Source organism: Pararhizobium sp. P1_E7 (genome assembly GCF_056405855.1).
The window spans coordinates 1-2201 of sequence record NZ_JBFUBH010000181.1; the positions used below are offsets into that span (position 1 = coordinate 1).

Below are 2201 nucleotides of genomic sequence, written 5' to 3' on the forward strand. Positions count from 1 at the left end.
ATCAGACCTTTCAAAGCGCAGGGCTCAATTGACAATCAAATTTTCATCGACTTTGCCCAATTCCAGGATGCTTGAAAATTGAGCGTCACTGAGTGCCCTCAGGTCCCACTTGGGTTGTGTGGTGACGCCTACAACATCCAGTAAAGCACCGCGGTTTGGGCGCTTCACGAAAGCGGCGTTGTAGGTTAATTTTGCGACATACAGTGGCTTTCCGTCGGCATAGCGGTCCCTTAGCTGTTGTTCGCCAAACACGCTGTGATCCTTAGCGAACGCGACGAACGCATCTGCGTCTTTGAAATATTTTCGAGCATAGGTCTCCTCGACCACGCACACCGACGTCGCTACCGACCTGTAATAGGCCTTACCCTGGATGTCAGTCGTTCGGTAAATGACAACAAGGTCGCCCCGTTTCATCCGGTTCAGAGAGAGCCCCGCTATGTAGACCTTGTGAATCGAGTTGGTATGAGGAACATCAGCTTCCGAAGCTGGATCTTCTGTCTTGAGGATTGAGTCCGGTAGCAGATCGGTATGGAATTCGGGTTTGATGGCTAGCAGCCATTTCGATTTTCCGGACGTCTGCATTAAAGGGTAATCTTTGACGATGTCGTTCGCCAAGGTTTCGAACGAGCGGAGTAGTACAAGTTCTTCACCATTGGGGGTGGCTTTAACCCCCTTCTGTTCGAAGCCATACCGTTTGAAAAGGTTGATAAGCGAGACGTGTGTATCGAAAACGGTGACGTAAATCTCTGACACGTCTTCGAGAATGGCGTGGTCGAAAATACGCTTGATAATCCTTTCGCCAAGTTTAGTGCCCTTAGCATTGACTTTCAACGTTCCAACTTTGAGCCTGCGTTTGGCGGGCAGGGGCGGTTGAACGTCTGTAATTTCCCCGGTCTCGACCTTGATGTAGAGAAATCCGCGAATACTCTTTCCGACGTCATCATCGATGACGTACGCCGGTTCAGCAGCTTTTTTTACGAACCAGCCTGAAAATTCCTGGTATTGCGCCTTCAAACTGTCGAAGAACTTGTCGTTCAGATCCACGTCTTTGAATTTCGTCGGGCGTAAGGTCTGCCCCATGCGTTGCCCCCCGAATCGTACGAAATAGAGCATATAAGCGCGAAATATGTATCAATACGTGAACACAATTTGAAGTGGCAGGAAGGGCAAATTGTCGAGTGTTGCCAATAATAGACGACGCCTTCCCCGTCCCTTGAAATAATTTCTCATTGATGCGCTCAGAAGGCCATTGAAAGCCACACCTATTTCTTGCGTCGAACTGGATAAAGAGGGCTCACACCGTACTGCTCTCGAAGATAGRTTTCGTAGGACAGTATCTCGGGGTTGCCCATATCAATTGCAAACTCCTCCCCAAATATTGCCATCACAAAAAACAGTAATCCTTTATCGGTGTAGACGAAGTCATACTCATGTAGCACCTCGTAGACATCCGTCCCTTCAATAAACCGTCGGTCAAAGCGATACAGGTTGCGACGGTAGAACCGCCACTCTTTGGGCCTCTCTCCAACGCGAACAAATCTTCTCAAAGGCTCCATGCCTTCGTTAGTGAGCAATTCCTCGCGCCAACCCTCGATTTGCATGACGCGCAGCGCAAGCGCTTCGATCGCAACTTTTCCGATGAAGCGAGACATTAGGTGAGGGTCAACCTGCGATTTATGCGGAACGGGTACTAGCAAAGTGCCTTGAGTTTCTGCGAGTAACGAGCGCTCAAGCTCACTGGCTCGGCTCCTATCTTTTGGCTCCACGAATATCCCGGTTGCATCCATCCAGACGTTTATTGGGATTTTCGAATGGGATATGTGGCCGCTCATTGGCGGAATACGGCCTCGTTTGTTTGGGACAGCCATCATGTTACGCAGATGACGAAAGTATTCCGTCTCAAGTAGCGGGCCTTCAATCTTCCGCGCGAAGTAATTGTTACAGCGGTCGCACACGATGCCAGGTGGCAGCGTATGCTTACAGTTACCTAGTGATTCGGGGACAATGTGCTCAACCGAGCGCGATTGCGTCGCATCCCCTCGACAAAAAATACACTGCGTGAAGTTCGTCCCCCCCCTAAAATTGCGGCATGAATCCGGAAAGCCTAGTTTAAATTTGCGTGCCACGTCTCCGACAAGAATATTCCTTGCAAGGAATGTTTCTTGGGAGTAGCTACTCCACAACATGGAGTAGCATAGAAT

At 49.6% G+C, this 2201-nt stretch carries 2 protein-coding genes; both read right to left on the reverse strand.

What is annotated here, in order from left to right; all coding sequences use genetic code 11:
* Positions 1–24: 24 nt before the first annotated feature.
* Positions 25–1080, reverse strand: a complete 1056-nt coding sequence (locus AC1D17_RS28650; protein WP_477568585.1) for an N-acetyltransferase — start codon at positions 1078–1080, stop codon at positions 25–27.
* A 182-nt stretch (positions 1081–1262) separates the two neighbouring features.
* On the reverse strand, positions 1263–2201 hold a 939-nt coding region (locus AC1D17_RS28655), incomplete at its 5' end, for an HNH endonuclease (protein WP_477568586.1).